The following is a 14,688-nucleotide window of genomic DNA, read 5'->3' on the forward strand; positions in this document are numbered from 1 at the left end:
CACGCACGATGCTTTCCTCATAGAAGCCATTCGGGCGAAGTTGCCCGGCAGTGTAACCGTCAACTCCATTATCTCTTTCCTCCAAAGTGACATCAAGGGTTTCTTTGGTTTTATCCACCTTGACGACATCAAAATATTCAATCATTTCTTCCGGCAGAAGACATTCCGCCAGCTCGATATACGGATTCTTTTCCATTCCAATTCTATTTTGAAGGCAAAGGTAAGATTTTAATTCTACAAACACAGGTTTATTACCATGCGCCCTCCATTAGTCCAGCTGAGCCAAAATCCTCTGTAAGTAGTTGCAAAACAAAATGGTTAGAATGAGTATCTCATTCTAACCATTTCTTGCTTTTGGAGGTTCCTAGCAGATTCGAACTGCTGTAAACGGTTTTGCAGACCGGTGCCTAACCACTCGGCCAAGGAACCATATCTTGCGGTTAGCGAGTGCAAAGTTACAACCAATATTTTATCTGTGCAAATTATCTTCGCATTTTTTGTTGCGAACCTACTCTCAACTGGCATTTTTTGTTGCGAAGAGTTATTTTATGTGTATAGGAAGTTCTCTGATTTTCTCTATTGCAAGTATAAGTGCGGTCATTGATGCTCTTACAATGACGCGCTGACGATTGCCGGGAAAGTGGTGAGAGTAGCTGAATGTGCCGCCCGGTGTTTTTATACCTATGCATACTGTTCCAACCGGTTTTGCCTCTGTGCCGCCGCCGGGACCTGCTATGCCTGATGTGGCTATGGCACAGTCAGTGTCAAGAGCCATACATGCTCCTTCTGCCATTTCCTCAACCACCTGAGTGCTGACGGCTCCATATTTTTCAAGAGTTTCCGATGCTACGTCGAGCAAATGCATCTTGGCTTGGTTGCTGTATGATACTATGCTGCCGTTGAATACTTCAGAACTTCCCGGCACCGATGTTATAAGATGTGATATATTGCCTCCCGTGCAACTTTCGGCTGTAGACAGAGTGAGGCCATGCCGCTTTAATTCATCCTGCAGTATCTTTTCTACTGGTAAATCCTGATCACACAGTACGTTGGCTCCGAGTAGCCTGCACAGTTCCATGTGGCGGCGGTTTATTTCGGTGATAAGAAATGTCTTGTCATTATGTGTGCCGTCTATGCGCAGCCTTACCAGTCCGGGTTTAGGCAGGTAGGCCAGATGAAGATATGGCGGCAAAGAGTTTTCCCAGTCGGCAATTGTCATCGCGAGCAGTGATTCACTGTATCCTATGACAAGTACGGAGCGGTGTTCATAGCTAAGGTCTGACTTGAAGCGGTCAATAAGCTGAGGCACAATTGCCGTGTCAAGCATCTCCCGTGTTTCAAACGGAACCCCGGGCATGGCTATCAGCACTTTTCCGTCGCGTTCAAACCACATAATCGGTGCGGTGCCTACGGTATTCTGTATTATTCGTGCCGAAGTCGGCACGAGTGCCTGACGTGCCGTGAGGTCATTGAGTTTAAGCCCTCGCTGTTCAATGACTTTTTTTACGTTGTCGAGCACATCGGGATCCTCTTTGAGCTCGCCGCCGAAGTATGAGCATAGCGTGGCTTTGGTTATGTCGTCTTTGGTCGGTCCGAGGCCGCCGGTGGTAATGACTACGTCGCTTGACTGAAAAGCCCGGTCGATAGCTGTCTTTATACTGTCGGCATCGTCAGCTACAATCTGTACGTCGTTTACGTTCCATCCAAACGGATTAAGACGGTGGGCTATGTCGCCCGAGTTGGTGTCGATTACTTGTCCTATAAGGAGTTCATCGCCTATGGCAATCACTGATAAGTTCATTGATGGTAACTCTGTAAGTACTTTTAATTAAACTGTGACTCTTGCATACGGAGCCGCATCATAGTCGCAGAAACTGTTGTCAAGATATTTGAAATATCCCGCTATGGCAACCATGGCGGCATTGTCGGTTGTAAACGAACGTTCGGGAATGAATGCCTTAAGATGCTCTTTTGCGCAATAATCGGCGATGGCGGCTCTTACTCCTGAGTTGGCTGATACGCCTCCGCCTATAGCCACGGTTTTAACCCCCGTCTGTTCAACGGCTTTGCTCAGTTTGTCAAGTAAAATAGCTATTATGGTATATTGCAGCGATGCCGCAAGATCGGCTTTGTTGTGCTCTATGAACTCGGGGTCTATCTTAATATTATCGCGCAAGGTGTATAAAAATGATGTTTTAAGGCCGCTGAAACTGTAATTCAAACCGGGTATGCGAGGGCGGGCAAATCGGAATTTACGGCAGTCTCCCTCTGCAGCCAGACGGTCGATATGCGGTCCACCGGGATAGGGGAGACCCATAACTTTGGCGCACTTGTCAAAGGCTTCTCCGGCGGCGTCATCTATCGTCTGTCCGAGAACCTCCATGTCGCTCGGACTCTTTACCAATATTATCTGTGAGTTTCCACCTGATATAAGCAGACAGATATAGGGGAATTCGGGTACGTTGTCATCTTCCGTGTGTTTTATGTAGTGTGACAATACATGTCCGTGAAGATGGTTTACGTCTATGATAGGTACATCTAATCCAAGTGACAGTCCTTTGGCAAACGATGTGCCTACGAGCAGCGAGCCCAGTAGCCCGGGCCCTCGGGTAAACGCTATTGCCGACAATTGATGTTTGTCGATGCCGGCACGTTTCAACGCCGTGTCTACCACAGGTACTATGTTTTGCTGGTGTGCCCTCGATGCAAGTTCGGGCACTACGCCTCCGTATTCTTCGTGTACTTTCTGACTTGCAATGACATTGCTTAGCAGGATACCGTCGCGTATAACTGCGGCCGATGTGTCATCGCACGATGATTCGATTCCAAGTATTGTTATGCTCATTACTATAGTAGTGGAAATTGTTATGCAAACTTAGGCAGAAATTTTGAAATTTTGCCTTCATATTGAGGAAAAACTCCGCGCAATAAGAAAATATTCCACCGTTTTTATGTAAGTTTGCATTGAATTTAGGCATTGCGACGTGACAAAAATATATAAGATACTAAGGGCTTTGGTCGTTACACTTCTCGCAGCGGCGATAATATTGCCGGTTGCCGTTTATATATTATTGTCAGTCGATGCTGTACAGTCAAGATTGCGCGACATCGGGGAGCGTGAACTTACGTCGCTTCTCGGAGCGGAAGTAAACATAGGCAAGGTTGATGTGACTCCGTTCAATAAGGTGCTTTTGACCGATGTGTCGATTCTTACCGCTCCCGGCGATACCGCGGTTGTGGCCGACAGGCTCGGGGCGGGTTTTATGTTCTGGAAGCTGGTAGTGGACAGGAGATTGGTGTTTTCTTATGCTGAGATTATCGGCCTTGACGTTAAGTTATGGCGCGACAGCGTTGGCGCGCCACTTAATATCCAGCCTGTCATCGAACGGCTTATGCCCAAGGATAAGACCAAGCCTCCGGTCAATTATGATTTGCGCATCAATAATATCGTGGTGAGGCGCAGCCGCCTGAGCTATGACGTGAAGTCGAAGGCTGAAGCGGACAGACGTTTTGACCGCAATCATGTTGAGATCACGGATCTTAAAGCCGATATATTGCTGCCGCGTATTAAAAATGACGATTATGTCATAGATGTCAAGCGTCTGGCTCTTAAAGAGCGGTCGGGGCTTGAGATTGAATCATTTGGCGGAGTGTTCAGTGCTTCGACATCGCGGTTAAGCGTTAGTGGGTTGCGTCTCGAGATGCCGTCGTCGCTCCTTGAGTTTGCCGACATGGAAGTGACTTATGACGGGTGGCGCGAACTGGCTGACAATATGTTTAATCTGCCTGCCGACGTGAAGCTTCTTGACGGCAGCCATATCGCCACTTCCGATCTTGCATGTTTTGTTCCTGTGTTTGCCGGCATGAATCGCAGAGTCGATGTGTCGTTCGATATGTCGGGGCCATTATCTGATGTCAGAGTCCGAAATATAACCGCCGCCACTTATGAAGGTGACATGAGACTTTCGCTCTCCGGGAGAGTGTCGGGGCTGCCTGATGTAGGTAATCTGTCTGTTGCGGTGCCGGACCTGTCGGTTGATGCCGACGCATCATCGCTGGCCGATCTCATATCGTCGGTCGGTCCTCTCTCCGCCAAGTCATCCAAAATTATTGCCAATACGCGTCACATACATATGTCGGGCCGTCTTTCCGCGAAAAAGGGTGCTGTGGCATACGACGGGCTCCTGAATACATCCATAGGCAACATCGTGATTAATTCAAGCTATGACCGGGATATAGTTGAAAAACGCCCGGCTGAGGTAATGGCTGCTGTTGTGGTCGAGGAGCTGGAACTGAACCGTTTGCTTGATAATGATAAACTCGGTACGCTTACAGCTCACATGGATGCCGCCGGGCAGTTGGCAGACCACGATTTTACTGGTCATGTGTCGACATTGATCGACAGGGTCGACTATAATGGCTATGACTATAACAATGTCGATGCCAAGCTTGATATAAATGGCAGTGAATTTGACGGTTATGTCGACATAGAGGATGAGAACGTCGTGGCGAGGGCATCGGGTAAAGTCAAACTGACAAAGGGTGATTATGCCTGCAATCTTAACGTGAGCCTACGCGATTTCAGCCCTAACAGTCTTAGACTTACTGAAAGATATCCCGGTTACAGGCTTGCCTGCGATGTGTCGGCCGATCTTAAAGGCCGTGACTTCGAGAGCATGGACGGACGCGCTGAAGTAAGCCGTCTGCGCTTCGCTGATGCATCGGACAGCGGCATATCGCTTGAACATCTTACCATGATGGCTTCGGGGTCCACCGTTCCGCAGTATATATTGTTGCACTCCGATATATTTGATGCCCAGATCAAAGGCAACTATCGTTTCAGGCATATTGTCCCGACTGCGAAAGATATACTTTCAGAGGTATTTCCAGCTCTGTTCTCTACCGATGCCGGGCCGAAGCCACATGTGGCGTCGGCATATGACAACATGGCTTTTGATTTTAAACTTGACATAAAGGAGAACGAGACAACCGACCGATGGCTGCAGTTTTTCAAGTCGCCGGTAAGGATACTGCATCCTGTGGCTCTGTCGCTCGCCATGGATCAGTCCGAAAAGTCCATGCAACTGACTATTGACGCTCCCAACCTTTTACAGAAAAACAAATTCATAGACAATACTTCGTTATTGCTTGCCATAGACGGAGAGGAGCACATGTCAGAGCTTTTTGCGACAACATTGTATCCTACTAAAAAAGGGGCCGCGACTATAGCTCTGTCGTCTATCGGAGGCGACGACAAGGTCAACACACGTTTTGACTGGAATATAGACCGCAAAAGGGAGTTCAAGGGCAATGTCGACATATCGGCCGCATTTATGCGCAATGACGGCAATCTGGACATAGACATGGACATAAATGAGAGCCGCATAGTCTTGAACGATACTGCGTGGACGGTCAATCCGGCGAAGATATCGGTAAGTAAAGAGCGCGTGGTAATCGATGACATCGACATAGGCCGTCCCGACCAGTTTATACGTATCAATGGTGTCGCTTCCGCTGAACCTGACGATGAGATATGCATAAGACTTAATGACATAAATCTTGATTATATATTTGAGATACTCGATATAGGCAATGCTATGTTTGGCGGAGTCGCCACCGGTAATTTCTATGCTTCGGGGCTTTTCGGCAAAGAGCCTCGGCTACTGACTCCGGGGCTTCATGTCGACGGTTTCAGCTACAACTACGCGCTGCTTGGCGATGCCGATATTGTCAGCGGATGGAACAATGCCACCAAAGGTGTTGATATTATGGCTACCGTATCGCAGCCCAACGGTCGCAAGACTTATATCGACGGGGCCATTTATCCGATGGACGAGGCTCTCGACTTCCGCTTCAAGGCCGACCGCATTGATGTGAAATTCATGAAGCCTTATATGGAGGCATTTACTTCCGATATCAGCGGATACGCCTCCGGCGACGCCCGGCTTTACGGAACATTCAAATTCATCGACATGACAGGCGACATATTTGCCGAAGACCTCAGGATAAAACTTGACTTCACCAATACATATTATACTACTACCGACTCGATACATCTTACGCCGGGACGAATAGCTTTCGGTGCGGTGACGCTGCAGGATATGTTTGGCAACAAGGCACATCTGGACGGATGGGTCACACACAAGTGCTTCAAGGAGCCGGAATTTGAGTTCAATGTCACCGATGCACGTGATTTTCTGTGTTTTGATGTGAACTCGCGTATAAGCCCCGACTGGTATGGACGCATATTCTGCAATGGCATGGCTCATATAAAGGGGGTGCCCGGTTTCATAGATATGAATGTAAGCATATCCACTGCGCCTAAGTCGACATTCACGTTTGTATTGTCTGATACTGAAGCTGCCGACGAATACACTTTCATGACTTTCCGTGACCGTGACGGTATAAAGGGCGACCTTCTGCTGTCGGTAGAAGATCCGCGTGCTGCGGCTATGAAACGCTTGAAAGAGCACTATGCCCGTCTTAACATGGAGGACTCGTCGTCATCCATATACAGAATGAACCTGCAGGTCGATGCCACTCCCGACGGAGAGATGATACTTATCATGGACCCAGTGGGCGGTGACCGCATAAAGGCGCGCGGCAACGGTAATCTGCGCATCGAATATACATCGGCCGACGATGATATGCGTATGTTCGGTACGTATACTCTGGCGCAGGGAAGCTATAACTTCACTCTTCAGGATATAATAATAAAAGACTTTACCATAAAGCCCGGAAGTTCGATAGCCTTTCACGGCGATCCGCTGGCCGCCACACTTGACATTGAGGCCATATATTCGGTCAATGCCAATCTGAGTGACCTCGACGAGTCGTTTCTGCAGGACCGTGAACTGAACCGGACCAATGTGCCTGTGCATGCCTTGCTGAAAGTGAACGGCGATATGCGTCAGCCCGATATAAAGTTTGACCTTGAGTTTCCTACGCTTACTCAGGACACTTATCGCAAGGTGCGAAGTATTGTGAGCACCGAGGACATGATGAACCGTCAGATAATCTATCTGCTTGCCCTGAATCGCTTCTATACGCCTGATTATATGGGTTCTACGACAAAGGGCAATGAGCTTGTTTCGGTAGCGTCATCCACAATATCATCGCAGCTTGGCTCGATGCTCGGTCAGTTGAGCGACAATTGGAGCATAGCGCCCAACATACGCAGCGATCGCGGCGACTTCAGCGACATGGAAGTCGATCTCGCCCTGTCAAGCTATCTGCTCAATAACCGGCTGTTGTTTAACGGTAACTTCGGCTATCGCGACAAGACGTTGAACAATAATTCGTTTATCGGTGACTTTGACATAGAATATCTGCTCAACAAGAGCGGTAATATAAGACTTAAAGCCTACAATCGCTACAATGACCAAGCGTTTTATGTGAAGTCCGCTCTCACCACGCAAGGCGTCGGTGTGATGTTCCGAAAAGATTTCGACAACCTGTTGCGTTTCCTTCATCTGAAGAAGAAAAAGGATGTTTCCCGCCCTGATACTAATATGACAAAGATGCCGGTTGACAGTTTGAAGGTGAGTATTGAAGGGCTTGATTATTAGTGGACGGGGAGCGGTTTTATCTGTAGCCTGTTCAGGATTGCAGATGCTGTAAGGGCCGATATTTAAATGTAATTTACATATTTATTGTCAAATTCACTTAATAAGCGGTTGATTAGTATTAAATAGATTTAAGCAGTGCCATTTTATTAGGATTGGATTAAACTAAGCATTATTTTTGCGTCAAATAGAAAACGTTAAATTTTAACAGTGGAAATTTTAAAAATTAACATACCAATCTTTTTATGTTATGAATATCTACACTAAAATCGCATTATTGGCTTGTGGAGTGGCTATTGCCAGTTCAGCCTTGACGGTCGTTGCTGTCGATGCAATTGACGCCAATCGTGAATCTTCGGTTTTGACGGAAATATTGCCCCCGCGCAATAGTGGCGGAGCTTTATATACGGTATCCAACACTGTGACTCCGCCTACTGACTTTACCCATGCCGCCGAGAGTACTATCAACGGGGTTGTGAGCATAAAGAGCTATGCCACACCGCGCGGTTATGGCCGCAGTCAGTCTACTCCTTTCCATGACCCGTTTTTTGACTTTTTCTTCGGCTCGCCCGATAATGGAGGCGGCAACCGTCGTCAGCAGCCGCAGCAGCGTGAGAAGTCGGAGCAGCAGCTCGGTCTCGGTTCAGGCGTCATCATCAGCTCCGACGGATATATAGTGACCAACAATCATGTCATCGACGGTGCGGAACGTCTTGAAATCACGTTGAACGACAACCGTACTTTTAATGCCAAGGTCATCGGTACCGATGCATCGACCGACGTGGCGCTGCTTAAGATTGAGGCCAAGGACCTGCCGGTTATACCTATCGGCGACAGCGACGCTCTGAAAGTAGGAGAGTGGGTACTTGCCGTGGGCAATCCCTTCGGTTTTACATCTACAGTGACTACGGGCATAGTAAGCGCAAAGGCGCGCAGCATATCAAGCGCCACTAACGGACGCTCGATGGGTATAGAGAGTTACATACAGACCGATGCCGCTGTCAATCCCGGCAACTCGGGAGGTGCGCTTGTCAACATCAACGGTGAGCTTGTCGGTATAAACACGGCCATTTACTCTCAGACAGGTAACTATGCGGGATATTCGTTTGCCATTCCTACCTCAATGGTTACCAAGATTGTGACCGATATCAAGCAGTACGGTACCGTGCAGCGCGCCATGTTGGGAGTATCGTATCGCGAGCTTACTCCGCAGCTTGCCAAGGAGAAGGACATAACGGCTGTTAACGACGGCATACTTGTCGGCGAGGTGGTAGACCGCAGTGCCGCTATGGAAGGCGGTATTGAAGTCGGCGACGTCATCATAGCCATAAATGACAATTCTGTTCACAATACCGGACAGCTTCAGGCTGCCATGAGCAAGTATCGTCCCGGCGACAAAGTATCAATAAAATATGTTCGTAAAAACAAGACCTATACTACCAAAGTGACGCTTCGAAACAGTCAGGGCGATGTCAAGATGACAAAAGCCGATGACTTTACGGTGCTCGGATGTGCTTTCAAGTCTCTGTCGGCAGAGCAGCTTAGGGATTTCCGTATCACCTCCGGTGTTCAGGTGGTAGGTCTTAAGGACGGTAAGTTCAAGCAGGCCGGACTAAAGGAGGGCTTTATCATACTTGACATCAACAACGCACGTGTGAAAAATCAGGATGATGTCGAGAAAATTTATGACGCAATCATGAAGAGTGATAACTCCGACAAGGTTATGTTTATAACCGGTATCTATCCGACCGGACGCAAGGTATACTATGCCGTGGATCTGTCGCAGGAGTGACAGCCGTGATTGATTAAAGGAGTATATATAATCTTGAAAATCCCTAAAACATATAATTGTTTTGGGGATTTTCACGTTATTATGTCATAAGTTTATTTTAAAAATCGTCGTTACGAGGCGTGAAATTTGCAAAAAATTTTGTACCTTTGTACGTTTAAAATCATGTGTAGTTACAGATGAGACAATTAAAAATTACAAAGTCAATCACCAATCGAGAGAGTGCATCGCTCGATAAATATCTGCAAGAGATTGGTCGTGAGGACCTTATCACTGTAGAGGAAGAAGTTGAATTGGCTCAGCGTATCAGACAGGGTGACCAAGCCGCTCTTGAAAAACTAACACGTGCAAATCTTCGCTTCGTTGTATCTGTTGCAAAGCAGTATCAGAATCAGGGACTTTCACTTCCCGACCTTATCAACGAAGGAAATCTCGGCCTTATCAAGGCTGCGCAGAAGTTTGACGAGACCCGCGGATTTAAGTTTATCTCCTATGCCGTGTGGTGGATACGCCAGTCTATTCTTCAGGCTTTGGCTGAGCAGTCGCGTATAGTGCGTTTGCCGCTGAACCAAGTAGGTTCGCTCAACAAGATAAGCAAGGCCTTGTCTAAGTTTGAGCAGGAAAATGAACGCCGCCCGTCAGCCGAGGAGTTGGCCGATGCTTTGGATGTGCCGGTAGAGAAAATAGCCGATACACTCAAGGTACAGGGACGCCACATTTCGGTCGATGCTCCATTTGTGGAGGGTGAGGACAATAGTCTTCTTGACGTCCTTACCAACGACGATTCACCAATGGCCGATGCTACTCTCACTCAGGAATCACTCTCAAAGGAAGTGGAACGTGCGCTAAGACAATTGCATGAACGCGAGCGCGAGATTTTGAAAATGTTCTTCGGCATAGGTTGCCAAGAGATGACTCTTGAGGAGATAGGTGCTAAATTTGACTTGACCCGTGAGCGCGTGCGCCAGATTAAGGAAAAGGCTATACGGCGGCTCAAAGGTCAGAAGAGCAAGTTGCTCAAGACATACTTAGGATAATATTACAGGCCGCCAGCGGCTTGTAGATATCGTTAAAACAAGGATCTGCCATAAAGCAGGTCCTTGTTTTTATGTCATGACGGTGGTTTTGTGTACGCCGTAGTGCCGGCGCTCTTAAGGAAATGGCGTGTGTTTTGTGTGACAGTCGATATGTGAATCGACTCCGGTTTCTGCATTAACATGCGTTAAATGACGGTTTAAGATGCCTCATGACAGACGTTTGGGTCCGGGACAAAATGTTAATGCCCGATTGTGCATGAAAACGGTGGCCTGTCATATTATCTTTGCGGGAAAACAACCCTTTAACCAATCATCATATTATGAAACGCACGCCTAAATTCGACAAGGCATGGAGCGAGTCCATAGCCATGCTTCCCGCAGAACTTCAGCAGCCGCTTACCGATGCCATCAGGGAGTATCAGAAGACCGGTGCCGGGCCTGCCGGGCTGCATCCGATAGCACAATGCGTGTTCAACCTTCTTAAACCGGTGATAGACCGCCGGGCCAAGGCCGCGTCCTATCAGCGCCGTCGCCGCGAGGCCGCTGCTGGGGTGTACCGGGCACCCTCCGTCGTCGAAGCAGGTCGTCTTGTGAAGCAGGACCGTAAGTACATACGCCATCTTGCCAAGCGCTGCAGCCTTACGCACGGTCAGCTCAAGTCGGAGGTCGACCGAGTGTCGTCGCTGCTTGCCTGCAACGGCATAGACCGCATACCGCTCTTCCTGTACAAGGAGTACTTAGAACAGTACATAGCCGGCAATACGGCGCCCATGGAGTCCGGGCCTCCCTCGGCTCAAGGTCAGTTGGCCGTATGATACGCGTATGGCAGTCTGTGTGGCTTGTTTTTACAGCGGAGCCGATACGTATCAATTATATAAGAAGAGTATCAGCATTCGCCGGAGTCTTCGCAGGCCGTTTTGGGCAGTGTACGGTGCAGTAGCATAAAACCGAGTATGCCCGCAAGTAGTGAACCTATGACTATACCGAGCTTGGCGTTATTGAGCAGCTCGAGACCGTGTGCCCCCATGCTTCCAAACGAGAGGTTGGCGATGAAAAGCGATACAGTGAAACCGATACCGCCGAGCATCGATATCGATGCGAGCATTTTCCAAGAAGAGTGTTCCGGCATAGGAGCGAGATGCAGCTTTATCGCGGTCCATGAGAATATGAATATACCGAGGAATTTTCCCAATACGAGGCCGCAGATGATAGCAAGTCCTACGCCGCTCCATATAGCCGACGGCTGCATGTGCCACAATGTTATGCCGGCGTTGGCAAACGCGAATACAGGAATGATAATGTAGTTGACCAGCGGATGCAGTGAATCTTCAAGGTCCTGAAGCGGCGATATCACTTTATCGGAGGCCGACTCTATCTGTTTGAGCCAGTCCATCTGATCTTTGTTGAGTATTGATCGGCGATTGAGCAGTTCGTCATCTTCCGCATTGAAGTTTTTAATCGAGCTGCGTATAGCCTGAATGTATTTTTGTGGCGGGAACACGGGAGTCGCAGGTACACAGAATGCCACAAGTACTCCGGCGATGGTGGGATGAATGCCCGAGTTGAGAAAGAGATACCACACTCCGCCACCTATGAATATATAGAATATCTTGCTTTGTATGCGGAATACCGATCCCAAAAACAGGACTCCGAGCAATATCAGTCCGTATACGATATACATCACTTCGATATGGGCCGAATAGAACGCGGCTATGACTATGATGCCTCCTATGTCGTCGACTACGGCCAGTGTGGTCAGGAATATTTTCAGCGATACAGGCACACGGCTGCCAAGCATGGCGAGAATACCGAGCGAGAATGCTATGTCTGTAGCCATAGGTATGGCAGCGCCGTCGGCGTAGTCTGTTCCGGAGCTTAATACCATATAAATGCCTACCGGCACAAGCATGCCTCCTACTGCGGCTATAATAGGCAGAAGCGCCTGCTTGAACGAGCTTAATTCGCCGACAAGCACCTCTCGTTTTATCTCGAGGCCTATCGTGAAGAAGAATATGGCCATCAGAGCGTCGTTGATAAACTGGAGCATGGTCATCGGATGACCGGCATGGCTGAATATGTTGAATGAGCCTACCTGAAGTCTTACTTCCTGATTCCAGAAATCGCTGTATAGTTCATTTATACCGGGCAGGTTGGCTGCGATAAGTGCGAGAACAGTCGCGGCGATAAGCACGTTGCCGCCCGATGCGTGGCTTTTCAGGGCCCGTTTTGCCGAGAAATATACTTTATGTGGCAGATCGGGTTCCGATGTATTATGTTTCATATGTCAAAAAAACAGTTATTCAACTATAACAAGAATATTGTCAATCAAGTTTCAGCACTGCGAGAAATGCTTTTTGAGGCACTTCCACCGATCCGATCTGCTTCATGCGCTTTTTGCCCTTTTTCTGTTTTTCGAGCAACTTGCGCTTGCGCGATATGTCACCGCCGTAGCACTTGGCGGTAACGTCTTTGCGGACTGCCTTGATGGTTTCGCGCGCTATGATTTTGGCTCCTATGGCGGCCTGAATGGCTATGTCAAACTGCTGTCTCGGAATGAGCTCCTTGAGTTTTTCACACATGCGTCGACCGAAACTTACGGCGTTGTCGACATGGGTCAGCGTGCTGAGTGCGTCCACGCTTTCGCCGTTGAGAAGAATGTCGAGCTTGACCAGTTTTGACTCTCTGAAGTCATGTATGTGGTAATCAAAGGAGGCATATCCTTTGGATATGGACTTGAGCTTGTCGTAGAAGTCGATCACTATTTCACCGAGCGGCATGTCGAATGTAAGTTCTATGCGGTTGCCTGATATGTACTCCTGTTTTACGAGTTCGCCGCGTTTCCCAAGACACAGAGTCATTATGGGGCCGATAAAGTCGGCTGCGGTGATTATCGATGCTCTTATATATGGCTCTTCGATGTGGTCGATGAGGGTGGGGTCGGGCAGCCCCGAGGGGTTGTGCACTTCGGACATTTCACCTTTCTTGTCATACACGCGGTAGGATACGTTGGGTACTGTGGTTATGACGTCCATGTCAAATTCGCGGCCAAGACGCTCTTGGATAATCTCCATATGGAGTAGCCCGAGGAAGCCGCAACGGAAGCCGAAGCCGAGGGCCATGGATGATTCCGGGCTGAAAGTAAGCGAGGCGTCGTTGAGCTGCAGCTTTTCAAGCGAAGCACGAAGATTTTCGAAGTCCTCTGTCTCTATCGGGTATACGCCGGCAAATACCATGGGCTTTACTTCCTCGAAGCCCTCTATGGCTTTGTCACACGGTCGGTTTACATGTGTTATCGTATCGCCGACCTTAACCTCTTTGGAGGTCTTTATGCCTGATATTATGTAGCCTACATTTCCTGCCGATAGCGACTCGCGTGGCGACATATCCATTTTGAGCACACCTATTTCATCGGCGTGATACTCTTTGCCTGTAGACACGAATTTTACAAAATCGTTTTTCCTGATTGTGCCGTTGACTATCTTGTAATAGGCGATGATACCGCGGAACGGATTGAATACAGAGTCGAATATCAATGCCTGAAGCGGCGCTTCGGAGTCGCCCTGTGGTGCGGGTATGCGCTCTATTATGGCCCGTAGTATATCCGGAACACCGATTCCTGTTTTGCCTGAGGCGCGTATTATCTCCTCGCGTTTGCATCCGAGCAGGTCCACTATCTGGTCCTCGACCTCGTCGGGCTTGGCGCTGTCAAGGTCGACCTTGTTGATTATGGGAATTATCTCAAGGTCATTGTCGATGGCCATATAAAGGTTTGATATGGTCTGGGCCTGTATGCCCTGCGATGCATCGACGATAAGCAGAGCGCCTTCACAAGCGGCTATCGAGCGCGACACTTCGTAGGAAAAGTCGACGTGTCCCGGAGTGTCGATAAGATTCAGTGTATACGTTTCTCCGTCAAGAGCATAATTCATCTGTATGGCATGGCTTTTGATGGTTATGCCTCTTTCGCGTTCAAGATCCATGTCGTCGAGTACCTGCGCCTGCAAGTCTTTGGCGGCAATGGTGTTGGTGTACTCAAGCAATCGGTCGGCAAGAGTGCTCTTGCCGTGATCGATGTGTGCTATGATGCAAAAATTTCTTATCCGTTTCATAGGGTGCAAAATTACATATAATTACCGACATAGCCAAGTTTAAGAGGTGTGCAGTAACGGTTGTAGAGTCAACAAGCAAGTGCAAAATTAAGTCAATAGTTTGAAGAACTCAATACGAGGCGCTGAGAAACCTAATTTTTCTCGCGGTCTTCTGTTGATTTTGGCTTGTATTCTGTCAAGTTCTGCCT

General features: G+C 48.4%; 8 protein-coding genes, 1 tRNA gene and 1 pseudogene. 4 read left to right on the forward strand and 6 right to left on the reverse strand.

The window, feature by feature from the left end:
- From FW767_RS12145 to tsaD, 4 genes and pseudogenes are all read right to left on the reverse strand, one after another.
- Window positions 1-196, reverse strand: a pseudogene (locus tag FW767_RS12145) (ISAon1 family transposase N-terminal region protein); the annotation flags it as partial.
- 159 nt (window positions 197-355) lie between these two features.
- Window positions 356-429: transfer RNA gene (locus FW767_RS12150), tRNA-Cys, on the reverse strand.
- Window positions 430-541: 112 nt separating this feature from the next.
- On the reverse strand, window positions 542-1,801 hold the full coding sequence (locus FW767_RS12155) for a CinA family nicotinamide mononucleotide deamidase-related protein (RefSeq protein ID WP_121700357.1): 1,260 nt from the start codon (window positions 1,799-1,801) through the stop codon (window positions 542-544).
- A 27-nt stretch (window positions 1,802-1,828) separates the two neighbouring features.
- Window positions 1,829-2,845, reverse strand: coding sequence for a tRNA (adenosine(37)-N6)-threonylcarbamoyltransferase complex transferase subunit TsaD (tsaD, locus tag FW767_RS12160; protein ID WP_121700358.1), 1,017 nt, complete (start codon window positions 2,843-2,845; stop codon window positions 1,829-1,831).
- Window positions 2,846-2,984: 139 nt separating this feature from the next.
- Between tsaD and FW767_RS12165 the strand changes: the two genes are divergently transcribed.
- The 4 genes from FW767_RS12165 (at window position 2,985) to FW767_RS12180 (ending at window position 11,206) form a co-directional block, all read left to right on the forward strand.
- A complete protein-coding gene (locus FW767_RS12165) occupies window positions 2,985-7,568 on the forward strand; it encodes a translocation/assembly module TamB domain-containing protein (RefSeq protein WP_148464615.1) in 4,584 nt (1,527 codons plus the stop codon).
- Between the two features lie 247 nt (window positions 7,569-7,815).
- Window positions 7,816-9,357: a Do family serine endopeptidase gene (locus FW767_RS12170; protein ID WP_121700360.1), complete on the forward strand. Its 1,542-nt coding sequence runs from the start codon at window positions 7,816-7,818 to the stop codon at window positions 9,355-9,357.
- A 176-nt stretch (window positions 9,358-9,533) separates the two neighbouring features.
- Entirely contained in the window at window positions 9,534-10,391 is an 858-nt protein-coding gene (locus FW767_RS12175) for a sigma-70 family RNA polymerase sigma factor (RefSeq protein ID WP_121700361.1), read from the forward strand.
- A gap of 320 nt (window positions 10,392-10,711) precedes the next feature.
- Window positions 10,712-11,206 carry a DUF6291 domain-containing protein gene (locus FW767_RS12180; RefSeq protein ID WP_150980675.1) on the forward strand — a complete coding sequence of 165 codons (495 nt, stop codon included), beginning with the start codon at window positions 10,712-10,714 and terminating at the stop codon, window positions 11,204-11,206.
- A 71-nt stretch (window positions 11,207-11,277) separates the two neighbouring features.
- On the opposite strand, the gene nhaA is transcribed toward FW767_RS12180, so the two are convergent.
- Window positions 11,278-12,672, reverse strand: coding sequence for a Na+/H+ antiporter NhaA (gene nhaA / locus FW767_RS12185; protein WP_121700410.1), 1,395 nt, complete (start codon window positions 12,670-12,672; stop codon window positions 11,278-11,280).
- A gap of 40 nt (window positions 12,673-12,712) precedes the next feature.
- Complete coding sequence (lepA, locus tag FW767_RS12190; protein WP_121700411.1) at window positions 12,713-14,500, reverse strand: translation elongation factor 4; 1,788 nt, start codon at window positions 14,498-14,500, stop codon at window positions 12,713-12,715.
- Between the last annotated feature and the right edge of the window lie 188 nt (window positions 14,501-14,688).

The organism is Heminiphilus faecis, assembly GCF_008728965.1.
GTDB classification, from domain to species: Bacteria; Bacteroidota; Bacteroidia; order Bacteroidales; family Muribaculaceae; genus Muribaculum; species Muribaculum faecis.

Bases quoted from the DNA above. Each gene is read 5' to 3' on its own strand.
- FW767_RS12155 (WP_121700357.1), bottom strand. From the start codon at position 1,801: ATGAACTTATCAGTGATTGCCATAGGCGATGAACTCCTTATAGGACAA.
- tsaD (WP_121700358.1), bottom strand. From the start codon at position 2,845: ATGAGCATAACAATACTTGGAATCGAATCATCGTGCGATGACACATCG.
- FW767_RS12170 (WP_121700360.1), top strand. From the start codon at position 7,816: ATGAATATCTACACTAAAATCGCATTATTGGCTTGTGGAGTGGCTATT.
- FW767_RS12175 (WP_121700361.1), top strand. From the start codon at position 9,534: ATGAGACAATTAAAAATTACAAAGTCAATCACCAATCGAGAGAGTGCA.
- FW767_RS12180 (WP_150980675.1), top strand. From the start codon at position 10,712: ATGAAACGCACGCCTAAATTCGACAAGGCATGGAGCGAGTCCATAGCC.
- nhaA (WP_121700410.1), bottom strand. From the start codon at position 12,672: ATGAAACATAATACATCGGAACCCGATCTGCCACATAAAGTATATTTC.
- lepA (WP_121700411.1), bottom strand. From the start codon at position 14,500: ATGAAACGGATAAGAAATTTTTGCATCATAGCACACATCGATCACGGC.